Below are 14,637 nucleotides of genomic sequence, written 5' to 3'. Positions count from 1 at the left end.
CCTTGCAATTTAACGACCATATAACGACAATATAGAGGAAAGCATAGACGAAGTAAAGGAGTGATGAACTTGAACATTCAAAGCATTGAAATTTTCTCGGTTCGATTTCCATTAAAAGTTCCATTTATCGTGAGTTATCATCGTTATGACGATATGCCATCTGTCATCGTCAAAATGACCACGTCTTGCGGACTGATTGGTTATGGGGAAGCGGTAGCGGATGAGCACGTGACGGGAGAGTCAGCTGAAAGTACGGTGAGTGTCCTCCGTCATCTATTGGCACCATTATTAATCGGGAAAAACCCGATGCATTTAGAGCGGATTCATGATGAGATGGACCGTGCGATAAAAGGTGTTCCTGCAGCAAAAGCAGCACTCGATATCGCCTGTCACGATTTGATCGGAAAGAAACTGAATCAACCGATTTACGAATGGATTGGCGGTCGGTACCATGAGTCGTTCCCGGTCACACACGTCTTAAGTATCGGAGAACCGGATCACATGGCACAAGAGGCTCTTGATCAAATCAAACAGGGCTATACGGCCGTGAAGATGAAAGTCGGGGTAGACGTACAAACGGACGTGGCACGTGTCAAAGCCGTGCGAGAAGCCGTTGGACCAAATGTCCCGATTCGGGTCGACGTCAATCAAGGGTGGGTCAATTCGGCCAACACGGTCCAAGCTATGCGTCTACTCGAACCATACGGAATCGACTGGGTCGAACAACCGGTCAAGGCGGATGACTTTGAAGGCATGTTCGAAGTAAAACAAAAAATTTCGGTTCCACTTATGATCGATGAAGGTCTGAAAGACATTCACGATATGAGGCGTCTCACGATGATGCAGGCGGCACATAAAGCAAACATTAAATTGATGAAGTGCGGTGGCATCTATCCGGCGAAGAAGCTAGTGAATATGGCGGAGATGTCAGGGATTGAATGCCAAATCGGCTCGATGGTCGAATCATCGATTGCATCGAGCGCGGGATTCCATGTCGCCTTTTCAAGTAAGATCGTGAAAACGGTCGAATTGACAGGACCGCTTCGCTTCGGGAAAGATGTCGGGAACTTAACATATGATTTGCCGATCATCTCATTGAACGACCGTCCTGGTCTCGGCATCGATGTCGATGAGGATCTATTGCGTGAACTGACAATCAATTCATATGTGATTGGAGAAGACTCACATGTGGCAAGGTGAGATCAAAGATCTTCCGCTTCAAGTGCGTGTTCTGACGTTGTCAGACTTACCTGAGTTGTTGTCGATTCAAGAAGCGGTGATTCAAGCGTTGGCTGAACCGGAGCACTATCAATCATTATCGATTGAAGAGTTCACGAAACTGTTGACGGATCAGACGTTGATTGGGGCAACGGCTGAAGGGCGACTGATTGCATTCCGTGCCATGCTGATCCCGCCGATTGACGATGAACATTTGGGACGAGATATCGGCTGGTCGGAGGTTTCACTTGAACGCGTCCTTTATCAGGAAGTGACGAATGTGCATCCAGACTTCCGTGGGTATGGACTACAGACACATTTAGGCAAACTATTGATGTCACAAGTTGAATCGGACAACCGATTTGATGTCGTCTGTGCGACGGTCGCACCGTTCAATATTCCAAGTATGAAAGACAAGTTCACGCTTGGACTCCGAATCGGCGCATTGAAAGAAAAGTATGGCGGGAAACTCCGCTATATCTTTTACAAGGAGCTTCATCGGTCATGGCAACCCACATCAGAAGTGGTGGATGTTCCAATGGAAGAACGGGCTAGACAAGTTAAGTTACTCCAAGATGGTTGGTTCGGGACTGGTCTCATGAAACAAGGTGAACAGTGGGTTGTTCGATATGAGAAGTAAAAAAATCCTCGTCAAGCTGACGAGGATTTTGATTATTCTAGGACGAAGAGTACATCATTCGCGAATTTTTCATACGTGCGGTCACTCGGATGGAATTGGTCGGTCGCGAGATCACGTGATAAGTCAGAGATATAGGCGAACGGGTCAATCACATCGATATTTTGCGCATTCGCTAATTGCTTCGCAGAGGCGTTCCAATCGAGGATGAGCTGATTGAACGCTTGTCCATTCTCATCATTTTGAAACGGGTTGTATAGGCCGATGTAGACAATCGTAGCTGAGTCGTTCAGCGCACGGATCTCAGAAAAAATCGTTTCAAGATTTGTCTTTGCATCCGTGACCACTTGTTGAATATCGACAGATTCAAAGTTGTCGACGTTCTCCCCACGGTTAAACAAATCGTTTCCGCCGATGGTCAACGTGATATATCGTGCGTTTTCAATTGTCCGACGTACTTCGGGTTGCTCGAGTTGAGCAAGTAAATCTTCAGTACGTGCCCCAGACACAGCTAAATTTTGTGTACGAACCCCATCTTCTTCTAGTACTGTACTAACAGGTTGTACATATCCCGCGCCTGACGTCGAGCCGACACCGCGAGTCAAGGAATCGCCGAGGGCGACGTAGATGTCTCCTTCTGGCTCAGGACGTTCGTCTTCAGAGACGGAAAGTGTTCGTTCTGGCGGATTGACGATATCTTGATAACCAATCCAAAGACCATATATGGCGATTCCGGTCAAAAGTACGGCGCCACTTAAAAATGCATACCATTTCGAATGTTTCATGGGCTGACCTCGCTTTCTATACAGACATCATATCAAAAATGTGACGATGTGCCCTATGTGAATGTTCGAATAGGACAGATTTGATTTTGTCCGATAGAATAAAGAAAGAGGTGAGACAATGGAACCGACTTTAAAGCTACATCAACTGACAAAGGTGATAGGGAAAAAGACGATCATCGATAATATTTCGTTAGAAGTCAACCCAGGTGAGGTGTTCGGATTTTTAGGACCGAACGGTGCCGGGAAGACGACGACGATTCGGATGATCGTCGGATTGATTAAACCGACGAAAGGTAATGTATCCATTTGTGGCTATCGTGTCGATAAACAGTTCGTTCAAGCGATGAATCAAATCGGCGCGATTGTTGAGAACCCGGAACTTTACAAATTTTTATCCGGACGTGAGAACTTAGAAGCGTTCGCCCGCATGTTGCCTGATGTGGACGATAAACGAATTCAAGAAGTGATCGACCTCGTCGATCTGACTGCTCGCATCGATGATAAAGTGAAGACATACTCGCTCGGGATGCGTCAACGGCTCGGAATCGCACAGGCATTATTGAACAATCCACGCGTTCTTATTTTAGACGAACCGACGAATGGACTTGATCCGATGGGGATTCGCGACTTACGACTTTTCATTCGTCGACTTGTCGAAGAAACGGGGCTGAGTGTTCTCGTGTCGAGTCATATCTTGGCCGAGATTGAATTGTTGGCGGATCGCGTCGCCATCATGTCGCGCGGGAAGATTGTCAAAGTCGGGACGGTCGATGCTTTGATTGAAGAACTCGCATCGACGGTCGACTTGCATGTCGCCAATAGTTTTGAAGTGTTACCAATCGTTCAAGGTTATGAAGGGATCGATCAAGCGGACGTGATCGATGAGCGAACGATTCGAATATCAATGAACGTTGAGGAAACAGCAAAATTGAATCGATATCTAATGGAGAGAGATGTCGACGTGTTCGGACTCGAACGTCGTGTACAAACGTTAGAGGATCTCTTCATTACATTGACAGGCGGTGATCACATTGCCTAATCCATCTTTACTCGGACTCATACGTAATGAAGTATTGAAAATTCATCGAAAACGCAGGTTGATGGTCGTCTCGATCATCTTGATTGTCCTTGTCTCGATGTTCACATACGCGAACTATCGTCAAATCGAGAAGCAACGTGAAGAGCAAGGGACGATCGATTGGCGTGTCGATCTTCAGCAAGAAATCATCGATACACAAAACCGACTCGCTTCCGCCAACGTCCAAGACGAGTTTCGTCAGATCCTTGAATTCCAAGTCCAACAGAACCAATACTATTTAGACAATGACATCAACCCGAACTATCCAGGCGCTCCGACTTTTATGCGTGTCTTCTTCTCGCAAGGGACGACGCTCGTACTGCCACTCTTTATTATCGTCTTGATGGCAGATATCGTCAGTGGGGAGCATAACGACGGGACAATCAAGACGCTACTGTCCCGACCGGTAAGGCGTTATAAAATTTTGCTTGCTAAATGGTTGACGACACTTTTGTATACGTCAATCTTAATATTTGTGACCGCCGTCGTCAGTTACGCCATATCCGGAATCGTTCTTGGATGGGACGGTTGGACAGCTCCGATTCTAACGGGCTTCCAAGCATCACCGACCGGTACATTCTCCACCGATTTCGTCCATACGCTGCCGATGTGGGAGTACTTGCTCATGTCGATGGGACTGTCTTGGTTAGTCGTTGCTGCCGTCGGTACAATCTCACTTATGATCTCGGTACTGGTGAAAAATACGGCGACCGGAATCGGGATCATGATGGCCGTCCTCATTTCAGGACCGCTTTTGACGTCGCTTGGATCAAATTGGGATAGCTCGAAGTACTTGGTGAACGTCAACTTCGGTCTTCATACCTACTTGGAAGGACAAGCTCCACCGATTGAAGGGATGACTCTACCGTTTTCTCTAGTCGTCATTCTCATTTGGTCAATGGCTGCTCTGGCGTACGCGTTTTATCACTTTACGCAAAAAGATGTATATTAATGTTTATAGTGCTACCCTCCTGGGTGGCACTTTTTTTAGTGGCTAAATGATTATGAATAAGAACAAATTAGTTCTATATACTCAATATTTAGAATTGTCAAAATAATTAAAAAGTTGGATACATTGTTTGTGGGAAACTGTGTAAAGTAAGAATCATCACAAAGGAGGCAAACACATGAAAAAAGTTGTATCTACATCGTTAATCGCAGGTGTCCTACTCGTACCACAATTGGTTGGGGCGGCAGAATTGAAATCAGGCACGTTGACGAAACCATCTGAAAGTGCTCCGACGACAATCGTCAAAGACTATGTGAAGTCAAAAGGTGAATTCAAAACGATCGAGTCGAAATCAGACAAACTTGGTAAAGTCGTCAAGTTACAGCAGACGGTAGACGGTGTTCCGGTATTCGGTGGTGTCGTTGTCGGTGTCGTTGATGAAGACGGGCAATTGAAAACAGTCGTAGATGATGCAAAATCAGTAAAGAATCTACATAAGTCAATCAAATTGAGCGAGAAGAAAGCCATCGCAAGCTACAAGGCGCTTGTCGGACATAAAGGTGCTTACGAACTCGAACCTGAAGCGGAATTAATCGTCTATCCAAATGGAGACAAGTCGGTCTACGCGTATCAAGTGACCGGAACGATTTTAGATGCTGAAGAGCCTTCACGTTGGACTTACTTCATTGATGCTGGTACAGGAGAAGTTCTTAACAAATTCGATCAGTTAGCACACGCAAAACCAACGAACGGTGTGACAGGGACTACATACACAGGAACAGGAATCGATGTTCTTGGATATAGTCAGACGTTCAAGACAACGAAGAGTGGTTCGTACTACTACTTACAAGATTCGACACGTGGAAAAGGAATCTATACGTATGATGCTGGAAACCGTACACGCCTTCCGGGTTCGCTTTGGGCTGATGTCGATAACGTTTTGAACACGACATACGATCGTGCTGCAGTTTCGGCACACGTCAACGCAACGAAAACGTATGACTTCTATAAGAACACGTATGGACGTAACAGCTATGATAACGCGGGTGCAGCCCTTAACTCGACGGTTCACTATAGCCGTAGCTACAACAACGCGTTCTGGGATGGTAGCAAGATGGTATATGGTGACGGAGATGGTCAGACATTCACATACCTCTCTGGGGCACTTGATGTTGTTGCCCACGAATTGACGCACGCTGTCACAGAGTACACGGCAGGATTGATCTATCAGAATGAGTCTGGGGCAATCAACGAAGCGGTATCGGATATCTTAGGTACAGTTGCTGAGTACAGTGTCGGAACAAACTTCGACTGGTTGGTAGGGGAAGACATCTACACGCCTGGAGTTGCGGGTGATGGTCTACGTTCGATGGCAAACCCTGCTGCATATGGCGACCCGGACCACTACTCAAAACGTTACACTGGTACGCAAGATAACGGAGGTGTTCACATCAACTCTGGTATCGTCAACAAAGCAGCATACCTCTTAGGTAACGGCGGATCACACTACGGCGTATCTGTCCAAGGAGTCGGTGTTATGGAGATGGGGGATATCTACTACCGCGCGCTCAATGTTTACTTGACGCCAACGTCTAACTTCTCAAACCTTCGTCAAGCTGTTATTCAATCCGCGAAAGATCTTTACGGTGCGACTAGCCCACAAGCAGTATCGGCTGCGAAATCGTTTGACGCTGTCGGAATCTACTAAGAGTCTAATCGAGAAATCCCTTCCGAGATAATTCGGAAGGGATTTTTTGTGTCGATTTGGGGTAAATCAAATTGGAATGATGACTGAAAAGGGGAAATAAGATGAATCTAAAAGAATATATGGCCGCACCGGGCAAGCAAATTCAGTTAAGTGATTTCTATACCCATGTGAAAGATAAACCCGATGATTCGACATTGACCGAGGAACTGATTCCGGACAGTGTAGAAAGATTAAAAGAGTTACATTGGAGACTATACGCCGAGAGCAAGACCGGGATTGTCGTCGTGTTACAGGCACTTGATGCAGGTGGGAAAGACGAGGCGATCAGCTACATTTTTTCGAACTTGAATGCTCAAGGGTTAAAGACGAATGCATTCCAAAAACCTTCCGATACAGAGAAGAAACATGACTATCTGTGGCGAATGCATGATTTGTTACCGGAAAGAGGTCAAGTAGGCATTTTGAATCGGTCTCATTACGAGGAAGTGATTGCTCCTCGTATCCATGACTTGTTAGGGGACGAAGTACTTCCAGATGAAGAGGATCAAGAAAAAGTGTGGAAAATGAGATATCGTCAAATCAACGATTATGAATTGTACTTAAAAGAGAACGGGTTTGAAGTCATCAAATTCTTTTTTAATGTGTCAAAAGATAAACAACGGGATCGTTTGCTTGAACGACTGAAAGACCCGAAGAAGAATTGGGAGTTTTCTTTCAGCGATGTGGAAGAACGACAATATTGGGATGATTATCAAAAAATCTTTGAAGAGATGATCACACACACATCAACGGACGTTTCACCGTGGTATATTTTGCCGGCAGACGACGAGTGGTACAGTCGTTATATCATTTCATCCGTCATGATTGATGTCCTCGAGCAAATCGACCCGCAATATCCGACGTTTTCGGATGAAGAGCAAGAACGCATCGATGAGGCGATTCAAATGCTCGAAAATGAGTAACGGATGACGTTCTCGTGAACAATCAAAAATCCCCTTGCACTGAAAGCGAATTCAAGCTAAAGTGATACAGTAGAATAGAGGTCAGACATCTGTACAAAGGGGTAATGAGTGTGGGTAACGTAAGTTTATTATTTGGTGGCGTCGCGCTATTTTTAAATAGTCTTGTCCTTCTCGGGAAGGTCGATATGAAGAGTGCCGGTGTATTCAGTTTGCTCACAGGACTTTTGCAAACGTTTATCGCAACGTGGTTACTGATTGGGGCAAGTCCTGAAGAACAGTTCGGCCTCGCGAGCATTTACTTGTTTGCGTTCACGTATTTATATGTCGGTGTGACGTTCATTTTGAATCTAGACGGACGTGGCGTCGGCTGGTTCTCGTTATTCGTGTCGATTGCAGCCGCTTTTTACGGGGTGATGGCAATCGCTGTAGCCGATTCGATGGGTGCATTGACATGGTTCTTCTGGTCACTATTATGGGGTCTCTTCTTTTTTGGAATGGGACTTGGCAGACCGAATGAGGCGATCACAGCACGTGTCGCTCTCGTATTGTCATGGTTGACGCTGATTGTCCCGGCGATGGTTGGGATGGCCGGACTCATGAACGGATTGTATGACATGATTTGGTGGGCAGCGAGTGGAACAGCGATTCTGTACTTTATTGTCTCCGTCAAACGAATGAAACAGGCCGTAGAAGTGGCTTGAATAAAGATATGACAATAAATAAAAATGAGGTAACTAAGTGAGCATGTTCTCACTAGGTTATCTCATTTTTTAATAAACGAAAACAACTATAAAAAATTATTAATCGTTTGACTGAATAATTGATCTCTTTTTGCATTTCTATTGTAGTTTCCATCCACGCCATATGAGTAATACAATAAATAGTATTGATTTTCTTTTGTCTCTTTGACGTAGAATCCATACTTTATGTGAGGTTCATCTAGGAATTCTAATTCATATATGTAACCAAACTTCGTCACGGATGATGAGGCAATCTTGTAATCTTGACTCTCGACTTGTGAGTAGTTCTCTAGAGTGGAAATCAAAAATTCTTCTCTAATTGTTTTTTCGTACGCAACATAGATGATTAACGATGCTACAACAATTGTTATGAAAATAATCAAACTATAAATTCTTTTGTTCTTCACTTGTAAATAACACCTCTAGTTAGTATATTTTATTAAATACATCTTATGATAAATGGGGAAAAAAGTTAATTTAATTCTTGAAACTACTTGTAGCCCAATAAACTAAATGATTGGTGTGAATATAATGATCGCGTTAGAAGCATTAAAAAAAAGATTAATTCATAATCGATTAGAAGTGCAGCGGGAAGAAGGCTATGTGGAAACAGAACTGTTTACGTTTCAGCCACCTGCTACTAAGGACGATTTGGCTAGATTACCGCATCGTTCACCATCTCAAATGATTGATTTTTTAACTTCACATAACGGCGCACAGCTATTTGTCCATCCGACCTACGGTGGGGGAATTCAACTTTTTAGTGTGGAAGAGATCAACGAGTATCGGGAAGTATGGGAATGTCCGGAGCAGTTTGTCCCTGTCGGCGCTGGTATGGATGGAGAATGGATCGTCTGTGAGGTCGTCAACGAACATGAAAACTACATATGGGTCGGAGAATTTTTGACTTATGAAGATGACATTGAAAAACTTCCCATGGATTATACACGTTGGCTCGACTACTTAATTGTCGCGCAAGGTGCCCATTTTTGGGATTGGTTCAGAAGATAAGGTTTAATTAGTAGGTTGCTCATACATCTTAGTTGGCACACTCTTCACGAGTGTGCTTTTTTCTCATTTATTTTGTGTCTAACATGTGAAAAGTGGGAATGAGGATGCTAAAGGAGGCGAAAGCAGATGAGTGATGGACTCGTGTTATTACTCGGATTACTTTTATGTGGTTGGATGCTGTTTGCCGTCGTATTTGATGATAGAATAAAAAGAAGAATTTGATGGCCCGTCTCATGAGGAGACGGGTTTTTAATTGAGGAGTGAGAAGTATGGAAAAAACACCTGTCGTCGTCATCGTCGGACCAACTGCTGTTGGAAAAACAAAGACGGGTATTGAACTCGCGAAAGCGTTCGACGGCGAGATTGTCTCAGGTGACTCGGTTCAAGTATACCGGGGCATGGACATCGGTTCGGCAAAAGTAACGAAAGAAGAAGCCGAAGGAATCCCGCACCATTTGATTGATATTTGTGACCCGGATGACGCAATGAGTGTCGCAGCTTTTCAACAGTTGGCTCGTGCTGCCATTGATGATATTTATGCCCGTGGCAAATTACCGATTATTGTCGGAGGAACAGGTTTATACATTCGCTCGATTTTATATGACTATGAATTTGTGGAGCGACCTGTGGACGAGGCGTTGCGGGCTGATCTCGAAGGGTTGGCAGAAGTCGAAGGACGTGAGGCGTTACATCAAAGATTAGTTCAACTTGATCCGGAACGTGCGGCTACGATTCACCCGAATAACGTCCGTCGCGTCGTGCGAGCGCTCGAAGTAGCGATGCAAGGGGATACGCAGACGACAGATAGTACGCCGTCCGAACATTATGATTATCGATTATTTGTCCTCCATGCTGACCGGGAACTTCTTTATGACCGAATCAATCAACGGGTCGATGCGATGATGGAAGCAGGACTTGTAGAGGAAGTAGAGAGCTTGATGGCGAAAGGATATCGAGATACTCAGGCGATGCGAGCCATCGGATATAAGGAAATCATTCCATATGTTGAGGGACATATCTCGAAAGATCGAGCGACAGACTTGTTGAAACAACATACGAGACAGTTTGCAAAGCGTCAGTTGACGTGGTTCCGTCATCAATTTGATGGAATTTGGGTGGATATGGGGCGAAAATCATTTGAACTATCATATAAATATATTTATGATGATGTAGAGGGGTTTTTTCGAAAATTCCGATTATTTTAAAGAGATAAAGACTAGGGGGAATCCAGCATGAAAGCGAGCTACAACATCCAAGACCATTTTTTGAATCAACTCCGAAAAGAAATGGTGCCAACGACCGTCTTTTTAGTGAGCGGTTTTCAAATTCGAGGTGTCATCAAATCATTTGATAACTTTACTGTCATCGTCGAATCAGAAGGTCGTCAACAATTGATCTACAAGCATGCGATCTCAACATTCTCACCGGCACGTAACGTCACGTTATACGAGCCAGATGCAGTCGAAGTTACAGAAGGATAAGCATGAGAAAAGGAGCGGCCCGGGGACCGCTCCTTTTCTCATGCTGTTTTTGATGTACCGGGCTCGGGCTGTTTGATCGCCTCTAGGACGCGCTGAACGGCGCAGCCACCGAGAAGAGAATCCATTTGGCCACAAATTTGTATCGGCGTTGAACGGTGTAACAATGTATATGTTCGTTTCCATGCCCGTTCTGCCGATTGAATCCGGACTAACAGGTCGGCATGGCTCAGTTCTTTCAACTTATCAATGTTAAGACGGTTCGTTCGTGTGAAAGCAGATAGAATGACCGCTTTTGCAAGTGGCGTCTGGAGTGGGTATCCAGATAGCTCGAGTGCGGCCATGGCACCTTTCATCTCGTGTTCGACGATTTTGTCGAGTGACTCATCTTTTACATATGGATTACCAGAAAGGTGAGTGAGTGACTGTTCTAAGTCCTTCATCTCTACCGGACAACTAGATGCTTGTAGAATATGTTCGATAGATTGTTGCTCTTGTGCATAACGTGTCGCTTCCCCTGAGGCGATGAAACGTTCATACGTATCGATTAATGAAATCATTATCGTTTCCCCTTTGTAGAACTACCTTTATCGTACCAATAATCGTAAGCGCTTTCAATATAATGAATGTGAAATCATGACCCTACTAGAAAGTATGTTCGCCTAATGTGTAGAAACGCGATACAATGTCAGAAGATGCGAGGAGGGAATGTTCATGAATTATTATCAACAAATTGATTCGGTCACAGGTTTATCGACGAACCGTGAAAGATTTCAGATACCACATATTGAAAAATCGAAAGAGCGATTAGATCAGTTGCCAGACGGGGCTCCTGTTCAGACGAAAGCGCTCGTTAGTACGGTAGAAGTGAGAGAAGGGAAAAGCGGGGCGAAATGGCTACAGTTAAGTGTCACGACGGCGAGCGGGATGATGCGTGCGAAGCATTGGCTACGTGGAAATGAGAGTGAACTACTTCCGATCTATGAATCGGGCGTCATCGAATTGTCCGGAAAAATCGATGTCTATCCAAAACCGGACGGTGCTAAGTCGATTACAATCGATCGTGTCCAACCGATTTCAAAAGATGAGGCGATTTCTTTACTCCCAGGGTTACCGGGTGATGAGACGATGGAACAGTTTGCAGATGAGTTGTTCAGTTTAATCGATACGTTATCACCGACCTATCAACAGATTGCCTACGGACTCCTCGATTTCGTCTGGGATGACTTTGTACTTTCGCCTGCAGCTCTTTATCACCATCACAATTACGCAGGAGGATTGCTGAAGCATACCGCCTGCATGTTGCGTCTCGGATACCGGATTCAGGAGCAGGACGACTATTTGGCAATGGTGTTTCGTGTGATCAAAGAAGCCGAGCAGTTGCATAAAGTCGACCTTTGGAATACGATGAACGGTGTTAAAATCGAACAAGCCTATAAAGGTACGTTCGAATCATTATATGCGGCATGTGAAGCGATGGCAGAGCGGAAGGAACCACTCAATTGGGATGAGCTTGCGCTAGGAATCCTCTTCCATGACATCGGAAAAATATATGAATACAGTCACCTGTTATCGAGCCCGAACCGTTTTGAAAAACTGTCGCCAGTCGAAGGGACGAGTGAGACAACAGGGATTTCCATCAATCCGCTAGGAACGTTAATCGGGCATATGCCGTATGGTGGACTTCTATTCGAAGAAACGCTGCGTCGTGCAGATGTTCGTCTGTCGATTGACGTTCATCACCGTATTTGGCATATGATCTTATCCCATCATGGGAAACGTGAGTGGGGTTCGAGTGTTTTACCGATGACGACAGAAGCGTGGATGCTTCACTTGATTGATTTATTAGACGCACGCTATGAAAAATGGGCTCGTGCGCATGAAGATTTGTAAGAAAAGGGTGGTACTATGATTCCCGTTCAGTTAGTGACCGGATTTTTAGGAGCAGGAAAGACGACGTATATGAACCGTCTACTCGCTGCGACAGATGAGAAGATTTGTTTGATTGTCAATGAACTCGGGGCGGTCAATATTGATGAACAGTTGATTGTAAAAATGGACCAGGAGCAAATCGAACTATCGAATGGCTGTATTTGTTGTTCGATCCAAAATGATTTGAGTAAGACATTTTATCAACTCGTGGCAAAGAAGGAGACGTTTGACCGAATCATCATCGAGACGACTGGTGTTGCCGACCCGGCCCCAATCATCCAGACGATTTATTATGATGAGTACTTACGTCAACATTTTAAGATGAACGCCATCTTGACTGTCGTCGATGCCAGTCAAATGGATCGTGACTTATTCAAAGAAGGCATTCATCAAATCGCGTATGCAGACATGATCTTATTAAACAAGACAGATTTAGTCTCGAGCGAGGAATTGAAACACGCTCGAGCACGGATCACTCAAATCAATCCGACCGTTCGTGTAGTGGAAACGGTCCAGACGGAAGGGGAATTTGACCTTCTTGAAAATACGTTCCAACTGTCGCGAGTCGATGAAGAACAATTGAGTCGTCTAACAGAAGCGACCGAATCTGTCTCTTCGCTTCGGGCCGTCACGTTGAATGCAGATCGTCCGCTCTCTCGTGAACGCGTGACGCGATATGTTCGTGAGGTATTGATGCATTATGAGGATTCAATCTATCGGATGAAGGCAATCGTTCGTCTAAAGGATGAGAATCGAAAATTTGTCATTCAAGCAACGAATCAACTCATGGGCGCGACGTTTGCGAATGAGGTACATGAAGGAAACCGTTCGGTATTCGTCTGGATTGGAAAAGAACTAGATGCCGATGCATTGGCACGAGGATTAAAAGCATGTGAGGTGGAGCAGGATGAAACTCATTCTCGTTGATGGATTTAACTTATTATCACGTTATTATTTTGCAACGGAGCGGAGAAGAGCACTCGACCCAGACGTGACGGTGAAAGGGTTGCTTCGAAAAGTCGATGCCTGGACGACGGACTTTTCACACATCGCTTTCTTTTGGGACGGGACGAGAGAAACGACGCATCGTTATGCCCTTTATCCTGAATATAAAGCGACGCGTAATGGATTGCCGGAACCGCTCTTCGAAGACTATGTCAAATTGAGAGCGGCCTTGGACGAAAGAGGGATTTTACAGTCAGAATTGACCGGCTATGAGGCGGATGACTTGATGGGAGCTGTGGCGACAGCGTTCCCAGGAGAATCATATCTTTATTCCTCTGATCGTGATTTACTACAATTGCTGTCACCAAACGTGTTTCAAATCATGCCGAAAAAAGGTGAAGAACAACTCGTCAATGAGAGTTCGTTTGAAGCGATGTATGGAGTGAAACCATATCAGTTTGTGGACGTGAAAGCATTACAAGGTGATTCTTCAGATAATATCCCTGGCGTTCGTGGCATCGGTCCAAAAACGGCAACCATCTTGATTCAACATTACGATACGGTCGAAACGCTTTACACGCACGTTCAAAATGCAACGCTCGAAGCACCACATCAGAAGTTTGCAAAAAAATTAGACGGGCATGAAGAGATTGCGCTCTTATCTAAACGTCTGTCACAAATTGATATCCATGCGCCTATCAATACGGACTGGGAGGCGTATCGATTTGGTTCACATTTATTTTGACGCAGCAACAAATCAGACAACCGAAGAGAACGGGCTTGGTGTCTGGATCAAGTCATCAGACGGTACGGTCTCGACGTTCAAGCGTCAAACGCAAGGTTTGTCCAGTGTCCATGCAGAATTAGCGGCTTGTGCCTATGCACTTGAAATGGCGCATTCGATGCAAGGAGAGACGTCATTCATGCTCCACTCCGATGCGGAAGTGATTGTTCGTGCGTTAGAGCAACGATTTATGAAAGATTCCTCGGCCAAACCTCTCTTTCTTAAAGCATTGATTGCGTATGATGATTTACCGAACGTCTTTATCAAATGGATTCCTCGTGCAGAAAATCGTGCAGATGTCATTGCACGTGAAGCATTAAATGGAACGAAGTAAGCGACTAAGATCATTCTTGGTCGCTTTTTGGATTGATTCGTTTCTTTTTAGATGGTTTTTCGCTAAAATGAAAGCG

Annotated in this window: 16 protein-coding genes; 14 read left to right on the top strand and 2 right to left on the bottom strand. The window is 44.9% G+C overall.

Annotated features, from left to right (window positions below; all coding sequences use genetic code 11):
- Positions 1 to 69: 69 nt before the first annotated feature.
- Both PJK55_RS03930 and PJK55_RS03925 read left to right on the top strand, forming a co-directional pair.
- Positions 70 to 1,200 (top strand): mandelate racemase/muconate lactonizing enzyme family protein, encoded by a 1,131-nt coding sequence (locus PJK55_RS03930; protein ID WP_271304898.1) that lies wholly within the window; start codon positions 70 to 72, stop codon positions 1,198 to 1,200.
- The gene (locus PJK55_RS03925; RefSeq protein ID WP_271304897.1) at positions 1,187 to 1,858 is read left to right on the top strand and encodes a GNAT family N-acetyltransferase; all 672 of its coding nucleotides are present in this window, start codon (positions 1,187 to 1,189) and stop codon (positions 1,856 to 1,858) included. Before PJK55_RS03930 ends, PJK55_RS03925 begins: the two co-directional genes overlap by 14 nt.
- A gap of 32 nt (positions 1,859 to 1,890) precedes the next feature.
- Here the strand turns inward: PJK55_RS03925 and PJK55_RS03920 are convergent, their stop codons facing one another.
- A complete protein-coding gene (locus PJK55_RS03920; protein ID WP_214745256.1) occupies positions 1,891 to 2,640 on the bottom strand; it encodes a GDSL-type esterase/lipase family protein in 750 nt (249 codons plus the stop codon).
- A gap of 118 nt (positions 2,641 to 2,758) precedes the next feature.
- Between PJK55_RS03920 and PJK55_RS03915 the strand changes: the two genes are divergently transcribed.
- The 8 genes from PJK55_RS03915 to hfq all read left to right on the top strand — a co-directional run bounded on the left by PJK55_RS03915 (position 2,759) and on the right by hfq (position 10,569).
- Positions 2,759 to 3,679 (top strand): ABC transporter ATP-binding protein, encoded by a 921-nt coding sequence (locus tag PJK55_RS03915; RefSeq protein ID WP_214692074.1) that lies wholly within the window; start codon positions 2,759 to 2,761, stop codon positions 3,677 to 3,679.
- A complete protein-coding gene (locus PJK55_RS03910) occupies positions 3,672 to 4,670 on the top strand; it encodes an ABC transporter permease (protein ID WP_271304896.1) in 999 nt (332 codons plus the stop codon). Before PJK55_RS03915 ends, PJK55_RS03910 begins: the two co-directional genes overlap by 8 nt.
- 175 nt (positions 4,671 to 4,845) lie before the next feature.
- Positions 4,846 to 6,375: a M4 family metallopeptidase gene (locus PJK55_RS03905; protein ID WP_271304895.1), complete on the top strand. Its 1,530-nt coding sequence runs from the start codon at positions 4,846 to 4,848 to the stop codon at positions 6,373 to 6,375.
- 101 nt (positions 6,376 to 6,476) lie between these two features.
- Positions 6,477 to 7,337 carry a PPK2 family polyphosphate kinase gene (locus PJK55_RS03900; RefSeq protein WP_271304894.1) on the top strand — a complete coding sequence of 287 codons (861 nt, stop codon included), beginning with the start codon at positions 6,477 to 6,479 and terminating at the stop codon, positions 7,335 to 7,337.
- Between the two features lie 104 nt (positions 7,338 to 7,441).
- Positions 7,442 to 8,038, top strand: coding sequence for an AmiS/UreI family transporter (locus tag PJK55_RS03895; protein ID WP_271304893.1), 597 nt, complete (start codon positions 7,442 to 7,444; stop codon positions 8,036 to 8,038).
- A 570-nt stretch (positions 8,039 to 8,608) separates the two neighbouring features.
- Positions 8,609 to 9,088 carry an SMI1/KNR4 family protein gene (locus tag PJK55_RS03890; protein WP_271304892.1) on the top strand — a complete coding sequence of 160 codons (480 nt, stop codon included), beginning with the start codon at positions 8,609 to 8,611 and terminating at the stop codon, positions 9,086 to 9,088.
- A gap of 269 nt (positions 9,089 to 9,357) precedes the next feature.
- The gene (miaA, locus tag PJK55_RS03885) at positions 9,358 to 10,293 is read left to right on the top strand and encodes a tRNA (adenosine(37)-N6)-dimethylallyltransferase MiaA (RefSeq protein ID WP_271304891.1); all 936 of its coding nucleotides are present in this window, start codon (positions 9,358 to 9,360) and stop codon (positions 10,291 to 10,293) included.
- A 27-nt stretch (positions 10,294 to 10,320) separates the two neighbouring features.
- On the top strand, positions 10,321 to 10,569 hold the full coding sequence (hfq, locus tag PJK55_RS03880; RefSeq protein ID WP_012726185.1) for an RNA chaperone Hfq: 249 nt from the start codon (positions 10,321 to 10,323) through the stop codon (positions 10,567 to 10,569).
- A 38-nt stretch (positions 10,570 to 10,607) separates the two neighbouring features.
- Here hfq and PJK55_RS03875 read toward each other — a convergent pair whose 3' ends face one another.
- A complete protein-coding gene (locus PJK55_RS03875) occupies positions 10,608 to 11,126 on the bottom strand; it encodes a hypothetical protein (RefSeq protein ID WP_271304890.1) in 519 nt (172 codons plus the stop codon).
- Positions 11,127 to 11,280: 154 nt separating this feature from the next.
- On the opposite strand from PJK55_RS03875, the gene PJK55_RS03870 reads away from it, so the two are divergent.
- The 4 genes from PJK55_RS03870 to PJK55_RS03855 are packed head-to-tail and all read left to right on the top strand — an operon-like array spanning position 11,281 to position 14,561.
- On the top strand, positions 11,281 to 12,459 hold the full coding sequence (locus PJK55_RS03870) for an HD domain-containing protein (RefSeq protein WP_271304889.1): 1,179 nt from the start codon (positions 11,281 to 11,283) through the stop codon (positions 12,457 to 12,459).
- Positions 12,460 to 12,474: 15 nt separating this feature from the next.
- Positions 12,475 to 13,425 carry a CobW family GTP-binding protein gene (locus PJK55_RS03865; protein ID WP_271304888.1) on the top strand — a complete coding sequence of 317 codons (951 nt, stop codon included), beginning with the start codon at positions 12,475 to 12,477 and terminating at the stop codon, positions 13,423 to 13,425.
- Positions 13,406 to 14,188 carry a 5'-3' exonuclease gene (locus PJK55_RS03860; RefSeq protein WP_214692097.1) on the top strand — a complete coding sequence of 261 codons (783 nt, stop codon included), beginning with the start codon at positions 13,406 to 13,408 and terminating at the stop codon, positions 14,186 to 14,188. The genes PJK55_RS03865 and PJK55_RS03860 overlap by 20 nt, the downstream gene beginning before the upstream one ends.
- Positions 14,169 to 14,561 carry a reverse transcriptase-like protein gene (locus PJK55_RS03855; protein WP_271304887.1) on the top strand — a complete coding sequence of 131 codons (393 nt, stop codon included), beginning with the start codon at positions 14,169 to 14,171 and terminating at the stop codon, positions 14,559 to 14,561. The genes PJK55_RS03860 and PJK55_RS03855 overlap by 20 nt, the downstream gene beginning before the upstream one ends.
- Positions 14,562 to 14,637 lie beyond the last annotated feature (76 nt).

The sequence above is a fragment of the Exiguobacterium sp. MMG028 genome, assembly GCF_027947425.1.
Taxonomy (GTDB): Bacteria; Bacillota; Bacilli; order Exiguobacteriales; family Exiguobacteriaceae; genus Exiguobacterium; species Exiguobacterium aestuarii_A.
The sequence above is the reverse complement of the archived record's forward strand: the minus strand, read 5'-3'. Positions and strand labels throughout refer to the sequence as shown.

Bases quoted from the DNA above. Each gene is read 5' to 3' on its own strand.
- PJK55_RS03860 (WP_214692097.1), top strand. From the start codon at position 13,406: ATGAAACTCATTCTCGTTGATGGATTTAACTTATTATCACGTTATTAT.
- PJK55_RS03895 (WP_271304893.1), top strand. From the start codon at position 7,442: ATGAGTGTGGGTAACGTAAGTTTATTATTTGGTGGCGTCGCGCTATTT.
- PJK55_RS03890 (WP_271304892.1), top strand. From the start codon at position 8,609: ATGATCGCGTTAGAAGCATTAAAAAAAAGATTAATTCATAATCGATTA.
- PJK55_RS03870 (WP_271304889.1), top strand. From the start codon at position 11,281: ATGAATTATTATCAACAAATTGATTCGGTCACAGGTTTATCGACGAAC.
- PJK55_RS03925 (WP_271304897.1), top strand. From the start codon at position 1,187: ATGTGGCAAGGTGAGATCAAAGATCTTCCGCTTCAAGTGCGTGTTCTG.
- PJK55_RS03865 (WP_271304888.1), top strand. From the start codon at position 12,475: ATGATTCCCGTTCAGTTAGTGACCGGATTTTTAGGAGCAGGAAAGACG.
- PJK55_RS03875 (WP_271304890.1), bottom strand. From the start codon at position 11,126: ATGATTTCATTAATCGATACGTATGAACGTTTCATCGCCTCAGGGGAA.
- PJK55_RS03915 (WP_214692074.1), top strand. From the start codon at position 2,759: ATGGAACCGACTTTAAAGCTACATCAACTGACAAAGGTGATAGGGAAA.
- PJK55_RS03900 (WP_271304894.1), top strand. From the start codon at position 6,477: ATGAATCTAAAAGAATATATGGCCGCACCGGGCAAGCAAATTCAGTTA.
- PJK55_RS03905 (WP_271304895.1), top strand. From the start codon at position 4,846: ATGAAAAAAGTTGTATCTACATCGTTAATCGCAGGTGTCCTACTCGTA.
- hfq (WP_012726185.1), top strand. From the start codon at position 10,321: ATGAAAGCGAGCTACAACATCCAAGACCATTTTTTGAATCAACTCCGA.
- miaA (WP_271304891.1), top strand. From the start codon at position 9,358: ATGGAAAAAACACCTGTCGTCGTCATCGTCGGACCAACTGCTGTTGGA.
- PJK55_RS03920 (WP_214745256.1), bottom strand. From the start codon at position 2,640: ATGAAACATTCGAAATGGTATGCATTTTTAAGTGGCGCCGTACTTTTG.